This window comes from Microvirga sp. 2YAF29 (genome assembly GCF_052114605.1).
In the GTDB taxonomy this organism is placed as follows: domain Bacteria; phylum Pseudomonadota; class Alphaproteobacteria; order Rhizobiales; family Beijerinckiaceae; genus Microvirga.
Genome location: NZ_JBFRFB010000004.1, coordinates 96,699 through 115,424, shown reverse-complemented (window position 1 = coordinate 115,424; position 18,726 = coordinate 96,699). Strand labels below are relative to the sequence as shown.

At 63.5% G+C, this 18,726-nt stretch carries 18 protein-coding genes and 1 riboswitch; of the genes, 7 read left to right on the top strand and 11 right to left on the bottom strand.

Annotated elements, in window-relative coordinates; genetic code table 11:
* Positions 1-180 precede the first annotated feature (180 nt).
* Positions 181-1,800: a cytochrome c oxidase subunit I gene (ctaD, locus tag AB4Y85_RS06870; RefSeq protein WP_441984129.1), complete on the bottom strand. Its 1,620-nt coding sequence runs from the start codon at positions 1,798-1,800 to the stop codon at positions 181-183.
* 30 nt (positions 1,801-1,830) lie between these two features.
* Complete coding sequence (gene coxB, locus AB4Y85_RS06865) at positions 1,831-2,685, bottom strand: cytochrome c oxidase subunit II (protein ID WP_441984128.1); 855 nt, start codon at positions 2,683-2,685, stop codon at positions 1,831-1,833.
* 310 nt (positions 2,686-2,995) lie between these two features.
* On the opposite strand from coxB, the gene AB4Y85_RS06860 reads away from it, so the two are divergent.
* Both AB4Y85_RS06860 and AB4Y85_RS06855 read left to right on the top strand, forming a co-directional pair.
* On the top strand, positions 2,996-3,523 hold the full coding sequence (locus AB4Y85_RS06860) for an invasion associated locus B family protein (protein WP_441984127.1): 528 nt from the start codon (positions 2,996-2,998) through the stop codon (positions 3,521-3,523).
* Positions 3,524-3,558: 35 nt separating this feature from the next.
* Positions 3,559-4,143, top strand: coding sequence for a hypothetical protein (locus tag AB4Y85_RS06855; protein WP_441984126.1), 585 nt, complete (start codon positions 3,559-3,561; stop codon positions 4,141-4,143).
* Between the two features lie 97 nt (positions 4,144-4,240).
* Here the strand turns inward: AB4Y85_RS06855 and AB4Y85_RS06850 are convergent, their stop codons facing one another.
* A complete protein-coding gene (locus AB4Y85_RS06850) occupies positions 4,241-5,545 on the bottom strand; it encodes a hemolysin family protein (RefSeq protein ID WP_441984125.1) in 1,305 nt (434 codons plus the stop codon).
* Positions 5,546-5,714: 169 nt separating this feature from the next.
* Positions 5,715-5,805: riboswitch (glycine riboswitch) on the top strand.
* Positions 5,806-5,961: 156 nt separating this feature from the next.
* On the opposite strand from AB4Y85_RS06850, the gene gcvT reads away from it, so the two are divergent.
* Genes gcvT through gcvPB form a run of 5 tightly spaced genes read left to right on the top strand, consistent with a single transcriptional unit; the run spans position 5,962 to position 10,924 of the window.
* Positions 5,962-7,110, top strand: coding sequence for a glycine cleavage system aminomethyltransferase GcvT (gene gcvT, locus AB4Y85_RS06845; protein ID WP_441984124.1), 1,149 nt, complete (start codon positions 5,962-5,964; stop codon positions 7,108-7,110).
* 18 nt (positions 7,111-7,128) lie between these two features.
* A complete protein-coding gene (gene gcvH, locus AB4Y85_RS06840; RefSeq protein WP_441984123.1) occupies positions 7,129-7,503 on the top strand; it encodes a glycine cleavage system protein GcvH in 375 nt (124 codons plus the stop codon).
* A gap of 14 nt (positions 7,504-7,517) precedes the next feature.
* Positions 7,518-7,994, top strand: a complete 477-nt coding sequence (locus AB4Y85_RS06835) for an OsmC family protein (protein WP_441984122.1) — start codon at positions 7,518-7,520, stop codon at positions 7,992-7,994.
* Positions 7,995-8,015: 21 nt separating this feature from the next.
* A complete protein-coding gene (gene gcvPA / locus AB4Y85_RS06830) occupies positions 8,016-9,356 on the top strand; it encodes an aminomethyl-transferring glycine dehydrogenase subunit GcvPA (protein WP_441984121.1) in 1,341 nt (446 codons plus the stop codon).
* Positions 9,356-10,924 carry an aminomethyl-transferring glycine dehydrogenase subunit GcvPB gene (gene gcvPB, locus AB4Y85_RS06825; RefSeq protein ID WP_441984120.1) on the top strand — a complete coding sequence of 523 codons (1,569 nt, stop codon included), beginning with the start codon at positions 9,356-9,358 and terminating at the stop codon, positions 10,922-10,924. The genes gcvPA and gcvPB overlap by 1 nt, the downstream gene beginning before the upstream one ends.
* A gap of 154 nt (positions 10,925-11,078) precedes the next feature.
* Here the strand turns inward: gcvPB and AB4Y85_RS06820 are convergent, their stop codons facing one another.
* The 8 genes from AB4Y85_RS06820 to AB4Y85_RS06785 form a co-directional block, all read right to left on the bottom strand.
* On the bottom strand, positions 11,079-11,477 hold the full coding sequence (locus tag AB4Y85_RS06820) for a hypothetical protein (RefSeq protein WP_441984119.1): 399 nt from the start codon (positions 11,475-11,477) through the stop codon (positions 11,079-11,081).
* 137 nt (positions 11,478-11,614) lie between these two features.
* The gene (locus tag AB4Y85_RS06815) at positions 11,615-12,256 is read right to left on the bottom strand and encodes an HAD family hydrolase (protein ID WP_441984118.1); all 642 of its coding nucleotides are present in this window, start codon (positions 12,254-12,256) and stop codon (positions 11,615-11,617) included.
* Between the two features lie 73 nt (positions 12,257-12,329).
* The gene (locus AB4Y85_RS06810; RefSeq protein ID WP_441984117.1) at positions 12,330-12,824 is read right to left on the bottom strand and encodes a F0F1 ATP synthase subunit B family protein; all 495 of its coding nucleotides are present in this window, start codon (positions 12,822-12,824) and stop codon (positions 12,330-12,332) included.
* A 13-nt stretch (positions 12,825-12,837) separates the two neighbouring features.
* Positions 12,838-13,386: a F0F1 ATP synthase subunit B family protein gene (locus AB4Y85_RS06805; RefSeq protein ID WP_441984116.1), complete on the bottom strand. Its 549-nt coding sequence runs from the start codon at positions 13,384-13,386 to the stop codon at positions 12,838-12,840.
* Positions 13,387-13,600: 214 nt separating this feature from the next.
* A complete protein-coding gene (locus AB4Y85_RS06800; protein WP_099508815.1) occupies positions 13,601-13,825 on the bottom strand; it encodes a F0F1 ATP synthase subunit C in 225 nt (74 codons plus the stop codon).
* 63 nt (positions 13,826-13,888) lie between these two features.
* The gene (locus AB4Y85_RS06795) at positions 13,889-14,617 is read right to left on the bottom strand and encodes a F0F1 ATP synthase subunit A (protein WP_441984115.1); all 729 of its coding nucleotides are present in this window, start codon (positions 14,615-14,617) and stop codon (positions 13,889-13,891) included.
* A gap of 61 nt (positions 14,618-14,678) precedes the next feature.
* Positions 14,679-15,050 (bottom strand): AtpZ/AtpI family protein, encoded by a 372-nt coding sequence (locus AB4Y85_RS06790; protein WP_441984114.1) that lies wholly within the window; start codon positions 15,048-15,050, stop codon positions 14,679-14,681.
* A 207-nt stretch (positions 15,051-15,257) separates the two neighbouring features.
* Positions 15,258-18,719: a chromosome segregation SMC family protein gene (locus AB4Y85_RS06785; protein ID WP_441984113.1), complete on the bottom strand. Its 3,462-nt coding sequence runs from the start codon at positions 18,717-18,719 to the stop codon at positions 15,258-15,260.
* Positions 18,720-18,726: the final 7 nt, after the last annotated feature.

Below are 18,726 nucleotides of genomic sequence, written 5' to 3'. Positions count from 1 at the left end.
AAATGCTGAAGCCTTAAAAGCCCTCAAAGGCTTCATGATGTCAGCTCCTCGCCGGAAAGCTTGAAAATCCAAGCCTTCGGGGGAGGAGCGGGGCGGCGAGAAATGCCGCCCGGCTCGTGTTGTCTGGGGCATCGGATGGGTCCCAAAAGTGCAAATCCACTTTTGGGTTCGATGCTCGTTTTAGTGGTCCGTGTCGACGATGCGCGGCAGGGTCTCGAACTGGTGATACGGAGGCGGGGAGGACAGGGTCCATTCCAGCGTCGTTGCACCTTCGCCCCACGGATTGCCGGCTGCCTTTTCCTTGCGGACGAAGGCGTAGATCACACCGCCGATGAAGATGAAGAGACCGGCGAAGAAGATGTAGGAGCCGATCGAGGACACCAGGTTCCAGCCGGCGAACGCATCCGGATAATCCGCATAACGGCGCGGCATTCCGGAGAGTCCGAGGAAGTGCATCGGGAAGAACAGCACGTTGGCGCCGATGAACGCGACCCAGAAGTGCAGTTTGCCGATCCAGTCCGGCATCATGTAGCCGGTGATCTTCGGGAACCAGTAGTAGATACCGGCGAAGATCACGAACACGGCGCCGAGCGACAGCACGTAGTGGAAGTGAGCCACCACATAGTAGGTGTCGTGCATGTAGCGGTCGATGGGAGCGTTCGCGAGCACGACGCCGGTGACGCCGCCGACCGTGAACAGGAACACGAAGCCCACAGCCCACTGCATGGCCGCCGTGAAGCGGATGGAGCCGCCCCACATGGTGGCGATCCACGAGAAGATCTTCACGCCGGTGGGAACCGCGATCACCATCGTGGCGAACACGAAGTAGGCCTGCGTCTGCAGCGAGAGGCCGACCGTGTACATGTGGTGCGCCCACACGACGAAGCCGACGACGCCGATCGCCACCATGGCGTAGGCCATGCCGAGATAGCCGAAGATCGGCTTCTTCGAGAAGGTGGAGATGATGTGCGAGACGATGCCGAAGGCCGGCAGGATCATGATGTACACTTCGGGGTGGCCGAAGAACCAGAACAGGTGCTGGTAGAGAACCGGATCGCCACCGCCCGACGGATCGAAGAACGTCGTGCCGAAGTTACGGTCGGTCAGCAGCATCGTGATCGCACCGGCGAGAACCGGCAGCGACAGGAGCAGCAGGAACGCGGTGACCAGCATGGCCCAGGCGAACAGCGGCATCTTGTGCAGCGTCATGCCCGGAGCGCGCATGTTCAGGATCGTGGTGATGAAGTTGATCGCGCCGAGGATCGAGGCCGCACCGGCAAGGTGCAGGGACAGGATGCCGAAATCGAGCGCGGGACCGGGATGGCCCGTGGTCGAGAGCGGGGGATAAACCGTCCAGCCGCCGCCGAAGCCGAGCGAGCCCGGAGCGCCTTCGACGAAGAGCGAGCAGAGCATCAGGCAGAAGGCCGAAACGGTGAGCCAGAACGAGATGTTGTTCATCCGCGGGAAGGCCATGTCCGGCGCGCCGATCATGATCGGGATGAACCAGTTGCCGAAGCCGCCGATGAGGGTGGGCATCACCATGAAGAACACCATGATGAGGCCGTGGCCCGTCACGAAGACGTTGAACGCCTGCGGGTTGGAGAAGAACTGCAGGCCCGGCTCCTGGAGTTCCAGGCGCATGGCGATCGACAGAAGGCCGCCGACGATACCGGCCGTAAAGCCGAAGATGAGGTAGAGCGTGCCGATATCCTTGTGGTTCGTGGAATAGAACCACCGGCGCCAGAAACCTGGAAGGTGATCGTGGTGATCCGCGTGAGCGGCATCAGCTGCATTTGCCATGATGAGACCTCTGTGGTCCTTCGATTACAATTACTGAGCGTTCGCGAATTTGAGCGGAGCCTGGGTTTCGGTCGAAGCATACTTCTGTTTCGACTCTGCCAGCCAGGCGGCATATTGCTGCTCGCTCACGACGCGGATTTCGATCGGCATATAAGGATGGCCGTTGCCGCAGAGCTCGGAGCACTGGCCGTAATAGACGCCTTCCTTCTCGGCCTTGAACCAAGTCTCGTTCAGGCGGCCGGGAATCGCATCGACCTTGATGTAGAAGGACGGCATGGCGAAGGCGTGGATCACGTCGGCCGAGGTGACCTGAACGTGCACGACCTTGCCGACCGGCACCACCATGGCGTTGTCGGCGCCCAGAAGGCGCGGCTGGTCGGGCTTGCGGGCTGCGTCGTCGGTGATCATGTTCGAGTCGAACTTGAAGCCGGCCTGTTCGCCCGGGTACTCGTAGCCCCAGTACCAGGAATAGCCCGTCGCCTTCACGACGATGTCCGCCTGCGGCGGAACCAGCTGCTGGCGCAGCAGGCGGAAGGATGGGATGGCGATGACCACGAGGATCAGCACCGGAACGATGGTCCAGGCGACCTCGAGCAGGGTGTTGTGGGTGGTCCTGGAGGGAACCGGGTTCTTCCGCTCGTTGAAGCGAGCGACGATGATCAGAAGAAGCGCCAGCACGAAAAGGCAGACCGCTGTGATCAGCCAAACAAGGTAGGTGTGAAAGTTGGAGACGCTGTGTCCCAACTCGGTCACCATCTCCTGCATGCCCATTTCCCAAGGGGAAGGCCTGCCTTCGGCGGCGAATGCCTCACTTATGCCCAACACAAGTGCGACCGCTGCCGTGGAGAGGGCGGTCACCGATCGACGTCCAGTCTCGATCCGCATCGGCGTTCCAAAGCTCCTAAAGATGGAGTGGCCCGGAGGCCACGAAAGCATAAAGTGACGACGTGGACGCGCGAGTATCGGCGCCCAGATTGCGCCATCACTTTAGATTTGTGCCAAAGACCACAGGACGCGCAGAAGCGCAACGGTTCAGTGGACGCAATTTATGCGTCATAACCGCCAAAAGGCGCTGAAGTGCCACAATTGGCTTCCCTCGCTTGACATCGCGGCCCTAGCCATGGTCCCAACGGGCAATATTGATCCGAGCGGCCGGGCCGCTGCCCCATATGGGGTTCGAGAGAAGGAGAGGCCTATGGGCGTGTCACGCTGGGTTCGCTTTGGAGCGAGGGCTTTGGGGGCAGTGGCCTTCGTGGGCCTCATGGCCCTGTCGTCCACCAAGGGGGCCGTGGCCCAGGGCATGGTCAAGAATACCTTCGGCGACTGGCAGATGCGCTGCGAGATTCCCGCCGGCGCCACCGCCGAGCAATGCGCCCTCGTGCAGAACGTGGTGGCCGAGGATCGCCCGAACGTAACCCTCATCATTATTGTGTTGAAAACCGCCGACGCCAAAAACCGGCTTCTGCGCGTCGTCGCTCCTCTCGGCATTCTCCTGCCGTCGGGCCTCGGCCTGAAGATCGACCAGACCGATATCGGCCGGGCCGGATTCGTGCGCTGCCTGGCCACGGGTTGCGTTGCCGAGGTTGTCATGGAAGATAATCTCATCAACCAGATGAAGACCGGCCAGGCCGCGACCTTCATCGTCTTCCAGACGCCCGAGGAGGGCATTGGCATTCCCGTGTCGCTGAACGGCTTCGCGCAAGGATACGATGCTCTGCCATAAGGCGGACAGAGTCTAAGAACGTTGGGGTGACTTCCATGAATAAAGGATCTGGCAGCAAGGCCGGCCTTGCTCTCGTCGTGCTCGGCCTCACGGCCCTTGCCGGCTGCTCCACATCTGGAGACAGCTCTCCGGGTTTGGGAGAAATGCTGCTGACCGGCGGCGCGACCCGGCCGCCTCCGCAGCAGGTCGCCGTCGACGACGTCTACTGCCCGCCCGTTGAGATCTTGGACGGCGGCTCCGCCATTCAGGTCTATGCCGGTGGCCGATCCGGAGACAGCAGCGCCCTGCGCAGCCAGGTCGCCATCACCAATCTGGCCCGCGAATGCCAGGGCCAGCCCGACGGCTCGACCCTCGTGAAGGTCGGCGTCGAAGGCCGTGCGCTCCTGGGCGTGGGCGGCGGCGCGGGCCGCTTCAATGTCCCCGTGCAAATCGTCGTGAAGAGCGGCTCGGGCGCCATCGCGAACCGTTCGCGCCAGACATCCGTGGCGATCCCGTCCGGCGACACCCAGGCGAGCTTCGCCGTGATCGAGGGCGGCATCGTGATCCCGGCGGCCTATGCCAACACCTTCGAGATCGAAGTTGGTCTCGGCAGTCGCGCGGCTGCGGGCCGACGCGGATAAGTCGAGCGATTTCGCGGAAGAAATACAGTCTCTCAAATGAGGAAAGCCGGCTCCATTTGGGTGGAGCCGGCTTTCATTGTTTCGGAAACTGTTTCTTTTAGAGCAGGGCTGCCGCACCGGCCCGCTGGGTCAACGGAATCGCCAGCACCTTGTCGATGCGGCGCTCGTCCAGGTCGACGACCTCGAAGCGCCAGCCGAGCGTGTCCACATGCTCGCCCGTGCTGGGAAGGCGCTGCAACTCGCTGATCACGAGGCCGCCGACCGTGTGGTAGCTGCGCCCATCGGGAAGCGGAACGCCCAGGATCTCGGCCATTTCATCGACGGGCATGGAGCCCGCGAGCAGCCAGGAGCCGTCCTCTCGGCGGATGGCGTCCGGCTCGGGAGCCTCCGTATCCGAACGGAAGGCGCCGACGATGGCTTCCAGCGCGTCGGCGGGGGTCACGACACCTTCGAAATGTCCGTACTCGTCATGGACGAGGGCCATCGGCACCTCCGCATCGCGCAAGGTCGCGAGGGCGTCGAGGGCGTAGAGCGTATCCGGGATCACCGGGGCCTGCTGGATATAGGCGCGGAGGTCGAGCGCCTCGCCCGCCAGCAGGGCCGCCAGGAGCTCGCGGGACTGCACCACGCCGATCATATTGTCAGGCTTGCCGTCGCTGACGGGCAGGCGGGAATGGGGCGTCTCGATCAGCAGCGCGCGGATCGTCTCAGGGTCGTCCGACAGGTCGATCCAGTCCACGTCCGTGCGAGGCGTCATGAGGCCCCGGACCGTGCGGTCGCCCAGGCGCAGGACGCCGGAGATCATGCGCCGTTCCTGCTCCTCGATCACGCCCGCGCTCTCGGCCTCGCCGACGAGGTGCTTGATCTCCTCTTCCGTCACGGTCGAGCTGTCGTCGGATGATGAACCGAAAAGGCCGAAGATGAAGCGCGTGGAGGCGTTGAGCAGCCACACGGCGGGGGCCGCGGCCTTGGAGAGCACCAGCATCATCGGAGCGACGGCGCAGGCGATGCCTTCGGGATTGCGCAGGGCCAACTGCTTTGGCACCAGCTCGCCGATGACGATGGACAGGTAGGTGATGATGCCGATGACGATGCCGAAGCCGAGCGGCTCCGCCGCGCCTGCGGGCACGCCTTGGGCGAGGAGGATCTGCGTGAGCCTGTCGCCCAAAGCCGCGCCGGAGAAGGCGCCCGCCAGAATGCCGACGAGGGTGATGCCGATCTGGACGGTGGAGAGGAAGCGGCCCGAATCCTCCATAAGGGCAAGGGCGACATTGGCCCCGGTGCGGCCTTGTTCGGCCATGGCCTTCAGGCGTGGGCGTCGGGCGGAAACGATGGCAAGTTCAGAGAGAGCGAAGACGCCATTCAAGGCGACGAGAGCGATAACGATGACCAGTTCGAACAACGGTGCCAGGAGCAGCCGACCGGTTCAGGCCGCGTTCTCCCCTTCTGTGGATGATGGTCCTAACATGGAGTGTCCGAGGCCCGCCGTCAATTAAAGCGGGGAGATGACGAATGCGGCAGCCTGCTTTGTTGACAGGATTGGTTTTCCTCTTCAGAGCTAAGGGCAGCCGATGATCCCCGCGGAAGAGACCGGGCTACGAGCCCGGCGCCGAAGGCGCAACCGCCCCGGAAACGCTCAGGCAAAAGGACCGCGTGGGAGCTGGCACTCTGGAAAGCGGCGACGCTAAAACGTCGCCCACCGACGGGCGTAACCCGAGCGTTCAGGCGCAAGGGGAAATCTCTCAGGTCTCGTGACAGAGGGGGCGCAAGGAAACGGGCCGCAAGGCCCGATGAAACGCGCACCTTTGAGGGAACCTGATGGCCGAGACAGCGCATAGCGACCAGCCGCTTCTGCAAACCCCGCTTCACGCCCAGCACGTGGCGCTTGGCGCCCGCATGGTGCCATTCGCCGGCTACGACATGCCGGTGCAGTATCCCACCGGCATCATGACCGAGCACAACTGGACCCGCGAGCATGCGGGCTTGTTCGACGTCTCCCATATGGGCCAGGCCTTCCTCGTTGCCGAGGACAAGAGCCATGAGACTGTGGCGAAGGCCATCGAGGCGCTGATCCCCGCCGATGTGCTGAACCTGAAGCCCAACCAGCAACGCTATTCGCAGCTGCTTAGCCAGGATGGCGGCATCCTCGACGATCTCATGGTCACCCGTGTCGGTGCGCCCGGCCACGAGGGCTGGCTCTATCTCGTCGTGAACGCTTCCATGAAGGAGCAGGATTACGCGCATATCCAGGCGCGCCTGCCGAATGGCGTGAGCCTGAACCGCAAGGACGGGCTCGGCCTCATGGCGCTGCAGGGCCCGTCCGCCGAGGCCGTGCTCGCCAAGCTTGCGCCGGAGGCTGCAAGCCTTGCCTTCATGATGTCCGCCGACGTGCAGATCGACGGCATCTGGTGCCACATCTCCCGCTCCGGCTACACAGGGGAGGACGGCTACGAGATTTCCTGCCACGCCGAGGATGCGCCGAAGCTCTGGAACAAGCTGCTCGAAAATCCGGAAGTGAAGGCCATCGGCCTTGGTGCGCGTGATTCGCTGCGTCTCGAAGCCGGGCTTTGCCTCTACGGCCACGACATCGACACCACCACGTCGCCCATCGAGGCGGGCCTGATCTGGTCGATCCAGAAGCGCCGCCGCGAGGAGGGGGGCTTCCCCGGTGCCGAGCGCGTTCAGCGCGAGATCAAGGACGGCGCTTCCCGCGTGCGCGTCGGCATTCAGCCGGAAGGCCGCGCTCCGGCGCGCGAAGGTGCCATCATCACCACTCCTGACGGGCGCGAGGTCGGCATCGTGACCTCGGGCGGCTTCGGCCCCACCGTCAACGGTCCGGTCGCCATGGGCTATGTCTCGAAGGACGTGTCCGCTGTGGGCACCGATCTCCATCTCATCGTTCGCGGCAAGCCGCTGCCGGCCAAGGTCGCGGCCATGCCTTTCGCTCCGCATCGCTACAAGCGCTAAAACTAAGAGGGAACCACCATGACCACGCGCTACACCAAAGATCACGAATACATCCGCGTCGAAGGCGATGCCGGCATCGTCGGTATTTCCGATTACGCTCAGAGCCAGCTCGGCGACGTCGTGTTCGTCGAACTGCCGAGCGTCGGCAAGTCGCTGGCAAAAGGCGCTGAAGCCGCCGTCGTCGAAAGCGTGAAGGCAGCGAGCGAAGTTTATGCTCCGGTCTCCGGCGAAGTGCTCGAGGTCAACAGCGATCTCGAAGCCGCCCCCGGCACCGTCAACGAAGATCCCGCCGGTCGCGGCTGGTTCCTGAAGATCCGTCTCACGAATCCGAGCGAGCTCGATGGTCTTCTGACCGAGGAGCAGTACCAGGAATTCGTGAAGTCGATTTCTTAAAGAACGACAGGGCAATGGCACACGAATACACGGCCAGTGTGGTTTGGAAGCGCGGGGAGGGCGAAGCCTTCTCCGACAACAAATACAGCCGTGGCCACCAATGGTCGTTCGACGGCGGCATCACGGTGCCGGGATCGTCGTCGCCCTCCGTCGTGCCGTTGCCGCTCTCGCGTGAGGATGCCGTCGATCCCGAAGAGGCTTTTGTGGCGGCGATCTCCAGCTGCCACATGCTCACCTTTCTCGGCATCGCCGCGAAGAAACGCTTCGTCGTCGATCTTTATGAAGACATGGCGGTAGGCGTCATGACGCCGAACGAGAATGGCAAGCTCTTCGTCTCGAAGGTCACGCTCGATCCGGCCATCGAATTCTCCGGCGAGAAGCGCCCGACGCCGGAGCAGATCGCCGACATGCATCACCTCGCTCACAAGGAATGCTTCATCGCCAATTCCGTGCTCACGGAGATTGTCGTGAAGGGCATCCCCTCGCACTAACCAAACCAAGGTTTTTAGCCGATGCGTTATTTGCCTCTTTCCGACACCGACCGCGGCGAAATGCTCGCGCGCATCGGCGTCAAAACGGTGGACGAGCTGTTCGCCGATGTGCCGAAGAACCTGCTTTTGAAAGAGCCGGTGGACCTGCCGCGCCGTAAGGGCGAGCTGGAGGTGGAGCGCATCCTCTCTCGCATGTCCTCGAAAAACGTGTCGGCGTCCTCCGTGCCGTTCTTCGTGGGCGCGGGCGCCTACAAGCATCATGTGCCGGCGACCGTCGATCACCTGATCCAGCGCTCGGAGTTTCTGACGAGCTACACGCCGTATCAGCCGGAAATCGCTCAAGGCACGCTGCAATATCTGTTCGAGTTCCAGACGCAGGTTGCTGCGCTCACCGGCATGGAGGTGGCGAACGCCTCCATGTATGACGGCTCCACCGGCACGGGTGAAGCGGTGCTCATGGCGCATCGCGTCACCAAGCGCCGCAAGGCCGTGCTCTCCGGCGGCCTGCATCCGCATTACACTGAGGTGGTGCGCACGCTCTCCGATATGGCGAGCGACGAGCTTGTCATCATGAAACCGGATGTCGCGGGCTCCGAGGACATTCTCTCGCAGATCGACGACACCACGTCCTGCGTCGTCGTGCAGTCGCCGGACGTGTTCGGCAATGTGCGCGACCTTAAACCCATTGCCGAAAAGGCGCACAAGCACGGCGCGCTGCTGATCGCGGTCTTCACCGAAGTCGTGTCGCTCGGCCTCGTCGCGTCGCCCGGCAGCCAGGGCGCAGACATCGTCGTCGGCGAAGGCCAATCCATCGGCAATGCGCTGACCTTCGGCGGTCCTTATGTGGGCCTCTTCGCGACGCAGTCGAAATTCATGCGTCAGATGCCGGGCCGTCTCTGCGGCGAGACCGTGGATGCGGACGGAAGCCGCGGCTTCGTGCTCACGCTCTCGACGCGCGAGCAGCATATCCGCCGCGACAAGGCGACTTCGAATATCTGCACCAATTCAGGCCTCTGTGCGCTCGCCTTCACCATTCACATGACATTGCTGGGCGAGACCGGATTGAAGCGCCTCGCCCGCGTGAATCATGCGAATGCGATCAAGCTTGCCGATCAATTGGCAGGCGTGAAGGGCGTCGAGGTTCTCAACAAGACCTTCTTCAACGAGTTCACCGTGAAGCTGTCGAAGCCCGCCGCTGAAGTGGTCGAGGCTCTCGCCAAGAAGGGCGTGCTCGCGGGCGTTCCCGCCTCGCGTCTGCTGCCGGGTGCTGGACTCGACAACCTGCTTCTGGTGGCCTCCACCGAAGTGAACACCGATGATGATCGCGCGGCCTTTGTCGCCGCCTTGAAGGAGGTTCTGTGATGTTGAACCGCCAGGGACGTCCCACCAGCGCCGGTGAAGCCGGCACCAATGCGCATCCGACCTTCACCGGCAACAAGGCGCTGGCGCAGGTCGAGCCGCTGCTGTTCGAGATCGGCCGCTACGACACGACCGGCGTCGACATCGACGAGCCGGAGGATTTCAAGCCGCGCCTCGGCGGGCTGGAGCGCAAGGAGGCCATCGGCCTTCCCGGTCTCTCCGAGCCCGAGACCATGCGCCACTACGTGCGCCTGTCGCAGCAAAACTACGGCATCGATACGGGCCTGTTCCCGCTCGGCTCCTGCACCATGAAGCACAATGCGCGTCTCAATGAGCGCATGGCCCGCCTGCCGGGCTTCTCGGATGTGCATCCGCTGCAGCCGATTTCCACCGTGCAAGGTGCGCTGGAGCTGATGAACGAGCTCGGCCGCTATCTCGTCACGCTCACCAACATGACCTCCGTCGCGCTCTCGCCGAAGGCCGGCGCGCATGGCGAGCTTTGCGGCATGATGGCGATCAAGGCCGCCATCGAAGCCAAGGGCGAGGGTAAGACCCGCAATGTGGTGCTTGTGCCCGATTCCGCGCACGGCACGAACCCGGCGACCGCAGCCCTCATCGGCTTCATCGTAAAGCCGGTTCCGGCCCGCGAGGACGGCTTCGTGCATGTGGAGGACGTGAAGGAGCGTCTCGGTCCGGATGTGGCCGCGATCATGCTCACGAACCCCAACACCTGCGGTCTTTTCGAGCCGCAGGTCGTGGAGATTGCCAAGGCGATCCACGATGCAGGCGCTTACTTCTATTGCGACGGCGCGAACTTCAACGCCATCGTGGGCAAGGCGAAGCCGGGCGATCTCGGCGTCGACGCCATGCACATCAACCTGCACAAGACCTTCTCCACGCCCCACGGCGGCGGCGGCCCCGGCTCCGGCCCGGTGGTGCTCTCCGAGCGCCTTGCGCCTTTCGCGCCGGTTCCTTTCGTGCGCGTGGGCAAGAATGGTTTCGAGCTGGTTGAGCAGGAAGCCGATGCCGCCGAGAAACCCTTTGGCCGCATGACCGCCTTCCACGGCCAGATGGGCATGTATGTGCGCGCTCTGTCCTACATGCTCTCGCATGGCTCGGACGGCATGAAGCAGGCATCCGAAGACGCCGTGCTCAACGCCAACTACATCCGCGCGGGTCTCTCGGACCTCATGTCGCTGCCCTTCGGCGACAAGCCGTGCATGCACGAGGTGCTGTTTGACGATGCGTGGCTGAAGGACACGGGCGTGACCACCCTCGACGTGGCGAAAGCCATGATCGACGAGGGCTATCACCCGATGACCATGTACTTCCCGCTGGTGGTGCATGGCGCGATGCTGATCGAGCCGACGGAATCCGAATCGAAGTCGTCCCTCGACCTCTTCATCGCGACCCTGCGCGACCTCGCCATGGCCGCGAAGAACGGCGACAAGGAGCGCTTCACCGGCGCTCCCTACCACGCCCCACGCCGCCGCCTCGACGAGACACGGGCCGCGCGCAACCCGGTCCTCAAATGGACCCCGCCGTCACCGGTGGCCGAAGCGGCCGAGTAAGGACCGCAACAACCCTCTTCCCTCTGTGGGAGAGGGGCGGTCCTCATCTCTTCCCGAAGTAGAAGAGCAGCGCTGCATCCGTAGCGCTGCTTTTTTTGTGCCTTGCGTTGCCACTCTCAAAGGCTAAAGAGCTCAGGCCGCGATTTGGTTTATGTCACTGACCCTCAAGCGTCCGTCTCATATTCCTGTCGAGTTCATCATAGCTCGCTTTCAACGCATCGCAGATTGGTTTGGCTGCACCACACATGATGCGGTGAACTTTACTCCAGCTCTTGTCCGCTCCCTGCACAGTTCGTGTGCAGACGACTGTCGGAGCCGCTGGGTGTGGATCGCGATAGAAGTTCCAGATGATCAGGTTGCGCTTGTCGATGAGGACATCAATGTTTTGGTTATTGGGTTGGCGCTCTATTCCAGGCTGACGCTCGATTTCTTCAAGAATTCGCTCCAATGAAGTGAGTGACTTCCCGCAGATCCTATGGCGTTCTTCTGCGGCGACCGAAGTCCAGGAGGAGGTCAGCACAAGGAAGATTACAAAACCGGTATATCTGCTCATGATATGACTTCTACCCAGTGGCCGTCTACCTAGCTCAATTTCAATTTATATCGTTGCAAAAGAAAGGGATAAATTCTTTTCAAGGTTTTATTATTAGTGGTGAGTAGAGGAATGGCAGCGAGGTGCAGGCTGACCTACTAGTGAGTTGCTTCCGACAATTCCGCCATCCGCTCGATCACGACCGAAGCACCAGCCTGCCGCAGCGTCCCGGCATGGCCCGGTCCGCAATGCCCACCGCCGGTGAAGCCGATCACGCGCATGCCTGCCGCAACAGCTGCCTGGACGCCGGCTGGCGAATCCTCAATGACGAGGCAGTCATCCGGATGCGCGCCCATCCGTTCGGACGCGAACAGAAACAGATCCGGCGCAGGCTTCCCGCGCGCGACCTGTGTCGCGCTGAAGATGTTGCCGAACAGATCGGCCAGCCCCGTCACGCGCAGGGAAAGAGCGATTCGCTCGGGCACGGACGAGGAGGCGACGCAACGCGGATGGGGGAGGGAAAGAATAGCCTCACGCACGCCTGCAATCGGCTTCAGATCTGTCTCGAAGCGCGCGAAGAGTGCGCGGTTGATCCGCTCAGCGAAATCGCTGGGCAGTGCCCGCCCATGATCGACTTCGATGCGGGCGATCATGTCCTTCATGCTCTTGCCGACGAACTGCCGCGCGATCTCGTCGGCGGTGTAATGCAGGCCGAGATCGCCCAGAACATCGACATCCACCTGGCAGGCGAGCGGCTCCGAATCGACCAGCACGCCGTCGCAATCGAAAATCAGCAGCATGAAGACCTCTTAAGCAAAAAGGCCGCCTTCTCGAAGGCGGCCTTTTTGAAATCGTTGACGATGTCCGCAGCCCTTACTGCAGCTTCGCCCGCACGTCGCTGAGACCCTGGCTCACCAGCGAGGAGGCGGTGTTGCCCGTGATCTCCTGGCGCAGCACGCGCTCGGAGGCCTTGATGGCGGCGTCGACGGCGGCGGCGCGGACCTCGGCGGAGGCCTGAGCCTCGGCCTGTGCGATCTTCGCCTCGCCGGAAGCGGTGCGGCGCTTCACGAAATCGGCCATCTTCTCCTGGGCTTCGCTGGCGAGGCGCTCGGCCTCGTCCTTGGCATTGGAGACGATCTCGGCGGCCTCGCGTTCAGCGGCGGCACGCTTGGCCTCGAATTCCTTCAGGAGCTTCTCGGCTTCCATGCGCAGGCGCTTGGCCTCGGCGAGCTCATCGGCGATGCGCTTGCCACGGGAATCGAGCTGGCCCAGCACTTTTCCGGGCACGCCGTAATAGAACAGGATGCCCCAGAAGATGACAAAGGCAACGGCAACCCAGAATTCGGCGTCGGCGAACAAATGGCTCATGGGGGCCTCCTGATCAGGCGTTGGTCTGGTCGAGGGCGGCCTCGACCGTCTGCGGGGCCGGAGCCTTGCCGGTCAGGCGCTCGATGATGGCGCTAGCCGTGTCGCGCGCGATGCCGTGCACATGGCCCATGGCCTCCGTCTTGCGGGCCGTGATGGTGGCCTCGGACTCGGCAAGACGCTTGTTGAGATCGGCTTCGAGAGCCTTGCGCTTGGCGTCGCTCTCGGATGCCAGCTTGGCACGGGTTTCCCGAGCGAGAGCCTGAGCACGGCCCTTGGCCTCGGCGAGGGCCTTTTCGTAGGCTGCTCCGGCCTCTTCGGCGCGGGTCTTCATCGCGGCGGCCTCGTCAAGATCGCTCGCGATGATGGAGCGCCGGTTCTCGATGATGCCGGTCAGGCGAGGCAGGACTAGCTTGGAAATCAAGATGTAGAGCACCCCGAAGGTGATCACGAGCCAGAGGAGCTGTCCGGCGTAGGTTTCCGTCTCGAAGGGCGGAAAGCCGACATCCTCGTGAGCGCCACCGTGCGCTTCAGTTGTGGCATGGGTCGTTTGAGCCTGAGCCATGGAGCAGATCCTAGAAGCCTGAAAATTCTTTCGAGATTGTGCCGTTCGGGCGAACTGAGAGCACCTTCTCCTGCGCGTTCATATCATGCCAGGAGACCTGGAAGGCCATCTCAGCAGGATGGAGTAGAAACAAGGGTGACGGCGGATTTCCGCCGTCACCCTTGTCGAGGCGAAGCGCTTAAGACGCCTCGACCTCCCGATCACCGTCTTGGAATTAGGTGAAGAGCAGAACGAGAGCGACGACGAGGCAGAAGATGCCGAGACCTTCCGCGAGCGCCGCGCCGATGAACGCGCGGGCGAACTGGCCGTCAGCAGCCGACGGGTTGCGCAGAGCGCCCGACAGGAAGTTGCCGAAGATGTTGCCGACGCCCATGGCGGCGAGACCCATGCCAATGCAGGCGAGGCCCGCGCCGAGGTACTTGAAAGCAATCGGATCCATTGTGAACTCCTTGAGTAGTGCTGTGATCGGGAGGGGAGGAAGGGAAGTAACGAGAGCGCAGACCTAGTGGCCCGGGTGCAGCGCATCGTTAAGGTAGATGCAGGTCAACACCGTGAAGACGTAGGCCTGCAGAGCGGCGACGAGGAATTCGAGCGCCATGAGAGCAACCGCCATGATGAGCGGTAGCGGAGCGAGAAGCGTCAGGGCTCCACCGGCGCCCAGGAGCGCCGCGACGAAGCCGCCGAAAACCTTCAATGCGATGTGTCCCGCGAGCATGTTCGCAAACAGACGCAGGGACAGCGAAATCGGGCGAGACAAGAACGAGATGACCTCGATGACCACAATGAAGGGCAGAAGCCAGACCGGTACTCCCGACGGCACGAAGAGGCCGAAGAAGTGTGTTCCGTGCTTGATGATACCGTAGACCACGACGGTGCCGATCACGAGCAGGGCCAGCGCGAAGGTGACGATGACGTGGCTCGTGACCGTGAAGAAGCCCGGGATCATGCCGAGAAGGTTCGCCGTAAAGACGAACATGAAAAGTGAGAAGACGAGAGGGAAGAATTTCATTCCCTCCTTGCCCGTCGCGTCCGTGAGAGTGCCGGCGACGAAATCGTGCAGCACTTCGGCAATCGACTGGCCGCGGCCCGGAACGAGCGCACGCTTGCGGGTCGCCAGAATGAAGCCGCCTACGATCACGGCTGCGGCGCCGATCATGAACAGCGACGAATTGGTGAAGCTGATAGCCGGAATGATAGGCTTGATCTGGAATTGTTCGATCGGGCTCGCCATGTTCCGCTCTCAAATCTCGCTGTTGTTCACTGTCGTTCGGCTATCGAAATTCGGGCGTTTGTCAACGCTTCTCGTCATACTTGGCTGGTTTGGCCAGCCCGGCTGCCCGCATGAGGTTGAGCATGCCAGCGCAGAAGCCGAGTATGAGACAAACGATCAGGCCCCAAGGGGAAGTCCCGGCAAAATAATCGACAAGCCAACCGATGATCCCGCCTGCCGCGACTCCCGCAACGAATTCGGCCGATAGCCTGAAGGCTTGGCCCATTGCTTTGGAATCCGAAGTCTGACGAGTGCGAGGCTCAGACTCAGTCCGATGCGCGGATGCTTGGGAGATCCGGACATCGAGTGATTTCAGCCTCGCAGATAGGTCGGCATTATCGGTATCGTCCGGTTTCCGCTCATTCACACCGTTGCGCTCGTTAGGGCCCGCCATTGCGATCTCCTGAAAAGCGTTACGGGAAAATGCTTGAAAGCCCAGCCCCGAAAGCCGCGCGCAACATATGAGCGGGGTGCCCCCCTGTCAAGGATAGTCTGAAAACATCTAAATATATGATATTATTGAGATAAGTGATGTTTTGTGCGCGTCTGGGCGGAAAGCGCACACGTTTTTAAGGCCGAAGCGTGGCAAAGGCTGAAAGCCTTAAGCTACCTCAAGAATGCGCTCGGCACTCTGCAAGTCGACCGAGACGAGCTGCGAGACGCCCCGTTCTGCCATGGTGACGCCGAACAGACGGTTCATGCGGGCCATGGTGATCGGGTTGTGGGTAATCACGACGAAACGGGTCTCGGTCTGCTGCGCCATCTCCTCCAGAAGGGCGCAGTACCGCTCTACGTTGGCGTCGTCGAGGGGCGCGTCCACCTCGTCGAGCACGCAGATCGGAGAGGGATTCGTGAGGAACACCGCGAAGATGAGCGCGGTGGCCGTCAGCGCCTGCTCGCCGCCGGAGAGCAGGGTCATGCTCTGGGGCTTCTTGCCGGGCGGGCGGGCCAGGATTTCGAGGCCTGCTTCGAGCGGATCGTCCGAATCGACCAGGGTCAGCTCCGCCGTGCCGCCACCGAAGAGGGTGCTGAAGAGGCGCTTGAAGTGATCATTGACCACATCGAAGGCGGCGAGCAGGCGCTCACGGCCCTCGCGGTTGAGGCTGCCGATGGCCTGGCGCAGGCGCTTGATGGCCTCGACGAGATCGTCCCGCTCGCCCGTGATGCTGTTGTACTTGGTTTCGAGCTCCGTCAGCTCCTCGTCGGCGCGCAGGTTCACGGCGCCGAGACGCTCCCGGTCCGATTTGAGAGAATGGAGCTTCGACTCGATTTCCGAATGCGGCGGCAATTCGGTCACTTCGCGCAAGCCTGCCATCTCGATGAGGCCGGCAGGCGTCGTTTCGAGATTCTCCGCGATAGCGCGGGTGATCTCGGCCAAGCGCTGCACGGCAGCCTCATGACGGGCCTGGGAGCCGGCGCGGGCCTCACGGGCGGCAGCGAGAGACTCAAGCGAGGCGCGGGCCGCGCGGTCGGTCTCGGCAAGCCCCGTTTCCGCATCCGCCAGCCGGTCGGCGGCTTCCTTGCGCCTGGCCTCCGCCTCCTCGACCTCGGTCAGGATGGCGCGGCGGCGCTGGAGATAGGTATCGGGCGCTTCCAGCAGGCGCTGATGCTCGTCCTGGGCGCGCTCCAGGCGCTCGCCCAAATCGTCGAAAGCCTTGGCGGCGCGAAGGACGCGCTCGCCCCACAGGCGGATATCGCCGTTGAGCGATTCCTGGCGACGGCGGCGAAGCTCGGCCTCGTGGGTCAGGGATTGAACGGCGGCGCGGGCCTCCGAGGCGGCGGCGCGGCGTTCAGCCACGCGGGTGCGCTCTTCGAGAAGGCGGCTTTCGAGATCGGGGGCGGGGGCAAGCTCCTGCAGGGCACCTTCCGCATCCTGCACGCGCTCCAGGGCCTCCGCTTCGCTCTCGGACAGGCGGGTGAGACCCTCCTGAAGCGCGGAGCGGCGCTGGCCCAGCTCAGCTTCCTTGCGCTCGGCAATCGAGAGGCGTGTACGGGCGGCATCGAGGGCCTGCCGGGCCTGGCGGGCGGTCTCTATGGCCTGCATTTCGCGAGAGGCTGCCTGACGCACGGCCTCAAGCGCGGCCTCGGCCTCGAGGCGCAGCTGCTCGGCCTGCTCGCGGGCTTCCGCAGCCTCGCGCTCAAGGTCCCCTAAGCGATTCTTCTCCGCCAGACGGCGGGCGGCGGGCGAGGGAGCCTCGGCCGCGGTGGTGAACCCGTCCCAACGCCACAGGTCGCCTTCCTGCGAGACGAGGCGCTGACCGGGCTTCAGCATACCGCGCAGGCGCAGGCCGTCGGCCTTGCTCACCACACCGATCTGGCGCAGGCGGCGCTGCATCTCGGCGGGAGCGCGGGCAAGGTCAGCGAGCGAGCGCACGCCTTCCGGCAGGACAGGATCGCCTTCGCCGGAGCCGCTCAACGCCCAATGGTGCGGGGCGGAGGGATTGGTGGATGCTTCGAGATCGTCGCCGAGGGCTGCGCCCAGCGCCGTCTCATAGCCCTTCTTGACCGTAATCTGGTCCAGCGCCGGCGGCCACAGGTCGCCGGTGGCGGAGGTGACGAGCTTGGCGAGCGTCCGCACCTCGGTCTCAAGCCGCTGTGCCTTGCGCTCGGCCTCGCTGACGGGCTGGCGCAGGCGGCTTTCCGCGTCGCGGGCTTGGGCGAGAGTTTCGCGGACCTCGAGCACCGCCTCTTCCGCGCCCTGCATGGCGTCCTCGGCAATCGCCATTTCCTCGCGCAGGTCGTCGATGGGCGGGCCGTCGCTGTCAGTGGCGGACGAAAGAGCCTCGATCTCGCGCTCCAGACGCTCCTTCTCGGTGCGGAAGCGGGAGGCGCGGTCCATTTCCTCGCGCACGGCGCGCTCCAGGGCGGCGCGGCGGGCATTGAGGTCGGAGGTCTGGGCCTGAAGGGCGCTGAGTGCTGCTTCGGCCTCGGCCAGGGCCGCCTCGGCCTGATGCAGGCGCTCTTCGTTCTCGGCGCGGGTATCGTCCGCGCCCTCGTTGGTCTCGGCGAGTTCGGCGGCCTCGGTCTGGAGGCGCTCGATGGTCGCCTCGGCGTCCGTGCGCTGGGCCGCCTCGCGGGCGATGTCGCGGTTCAGGTCGCCGATATGGCGCTCCAGCTCGACCACGCGCTCCTTGGAGCGGCGCTCCTCGGATTCGAGCTCGTTGCGGGCGTGAGTGAGACGCTGCAAGGCGGCGGCAGCCTCAGCTTCGGCCTGACGCAGGGCTGGGAGGCCATGGGCGGCGACGGCCTGGGCCGTGGCGGTCTTGGTCTGGTCTTCCGTCAGGTCCGCGACGGCCTTGAGGTTCTCGGCCACCTGACGCTCGGCGGTGGCGGCCTGATCCCGCGCATCGGAGTAGCTGATGGCGTACATCAGGGCTTCGAGGCGGCGGATCTCGGAGGAGAGGTTCTTGTAGCGGGAGGCCTGGCGGCCCTGGCGCTTCAGGCTCTCGATCTGGGTCTCGAGCGCGCGGATCACGTCCTCGACGCGGACGAGGTTGTCCTCGGCGGCCTTCAGGCGCAGCTCCGCCTCGTGGCGGCGGGCATGGAGACCCGCGATGCCGGCGGCGTCTTCGAGAATGCGGCGGCGGGCCTGGGGCTTGGCCGAAATGATTTCGCTGATCTGGCCCTGACGGACGAGGGCCGGGGAGCGGGCGCCGGTGGCGGCATCCGCGAACAGGATCTGCACGTCGCGGGCGCGGACTTCCTTGCCGTTGACCCGATAGGTGGAGCCTTCCTCACGCTCGATCTTGCGCGAGATTTCCAGGAGGTCGCTGTCGTTGAAGGCAGCAGGCGCCGTACGCTCCGTATTGTCGATGGTGAGCATCACCTCGGCCCAGTTACGGGCCGGACGGCCGCCTGAGCCGGAGAAGATGACGTCGTCCATGCCCGTGGCGCGCATGTTCTTGTGGGAGTTCTCTCCCATCACCCAGCGCAGGGCTTCCACGAGATTGGACTTGCCGCAGCCATTCGGCCCGACCACGCCGGTAAGACCCGGCTCGATCAGGAAGTCGGAAGGCTCGACGAAGGTCTTGAAACCCGCAATGCGAAGGCGCGTCAGCTTCATGGACGCG

Coding starts and splice junctions, on each gene's coding strand:
- AB4Y85_RS06785 (WP_441984113.1), bottom strand. CDS start 18,719: ATGAAGCTGACGCGCCTTCGCATTGCGGGTTTCAAGACCTTCGTCGAG.
- AB4Y85_RS06805 (WP_441984116.1), bottom strand. CDS start 13,386: ATGGCTCAGGCTCAAACGACCCATGCCACAACTGAAGCGCACGGTGGC.
- AB4Y85_RS06860 (WP_441984127.1), top strand. CDS start 2,996: ATGGGCGTGTCACGCTGGGTTCGCTTTGGAGCGAGGGCTTTGGGGGCA.
- AB4Y85_RS06800 (WP_099508815.1), bottom strand. CDS start 13,825: ATGGATCCGATTGCTTTCAAGTACCTCGGCGCGGGCCTCGCCTGCATT.
- ctaD (WP_441984129.1), bottom strand. CDS start 1,800: ATGGCAAATGCAGCTGATGCCGCTCACGCGGATCACCACGATCACCTT.
- gcvT (WP_441984124.1), top strand. CDS start 5,962: ATGGCCGAGACAGCGCATAGCGACCAGCCGCTTCTGCAAACCCCGCTT.
- AB4Y85_RS06815 (WP_441984118.1), bottom strand. CDS start 12,256: ATGCTGCTGATTTTCGATTGCGACGGCGTGCTGGTCGATTCGGAGCCG.
- AB4Y85_RS06835 (WP_441984122.1), top strand. CDS start 7,518: ATGGCACACGAATACACGGCCAGTGTGGTTTGGAAGCGCGGGGAGGGC.
- AB4Y85_RS06790 (WP_441984114.1), bottom strand. CDS start 15,050: ATGGCGGGCCCTAACGAGCGCAACGGTGTGAATGAGCGGAAACCGGAC.
- gcvPA (WP_441984121.1), top strand. CDS start 8,016: ATGCGTTATTTGCCTCTTTCCGACACCGACCGCGGCGAAATGCTCGCG.
- coxB (WP_441984128.1), bottom strand. CDS start 2,685: ATGCGGATCGAGACTGGACGTCGATCGGTGACCGCCCTCTCCACGGCA.
- AB4Y85_RS06855 (WP_441984126.1), top strand. CDS start 3,559: ATGAATAAAGGATCTGGCAGCAAGGCCGGCCTTGCTCTCGTCGTGCTC.
- AB4Y85_RS06810 (WP_441984117.1), bottom strand. CDS start 12,824: ATGAGCCATTTGTTCGCCGACGCCGAATTCTGGGTTGCCGTTGCCTTT.
- gcvPB (WP_441984120.1), top strand. CDS start 9,356: ATGTTGAACCGCCAGGGACGTCCCACCAGCGCCGGTGAAGCCGGCACC.
- AB4Y85_RS06820 (WP_441984119.1), bottom strand. CDS start 11,477: ATGAGCAGATATACCGGTTTTGTAATCTTCCTTGTGCTGACCTCCTCC.
- gcvH (WP_441984123.1), top strand. CDS start 7,129: ATGACCACGCGCTACACCAAAGATCACGAATACATCCGCGTCGAAGGC.
- AB4Y85_RS06795 (WP_441984115.1), bottom strand. CDS start 14,617: ATGGCGAGCCCGATCGAACAATTCCAGATCAAGCCTATCATTCCGGCT.